The organism is Pseudomonas sp. PME37.24/006, from assembly GCF_055556635.1.
Map to the genome: position 1 here is coordinate 1 of NZ_JBVHNL010000266.1, position 244 is coordinate 244.

The following is a 244-nucleotide window of genomic DNA, read 5'->3' on the forward strand; positions in this document are numbered from 1 at the left end:
GTGCGCATTCGATTTTTTCTGCGCGGATTTCTTCGTGCTTCCCGACATGAGCAATCTCATAGTTTTAGGCAAACACCACATGCTAACCGACATGGTGGATTTGTGGAGTCCTGCCTATGATGGCACCCATCGTCCTCTGCGTCGGGAAGCTGCTTCGGCCTCCGGGAGAGGCCACCATCAAGGAGCTACAAGGATTCCCATGAAAAATTCCAAGACATTGCATTTCCTGATTACGGGCGTGAGC

Annotated in this window: 1 protein-coding gene; it reads left to right on the forward strand. The window is 51.6% G+C overall.

Going from position 1 to position 244, the window contains the following annotated elements; all coding sequences use genetic code 11:
- Positions 1-244: hypothetical protein (locus ACZ3GY_RS24675; RefSeq protein ID WP_465912442.1), on the forward strand; the 244-nt coding region annotated here is incomplete at both ends.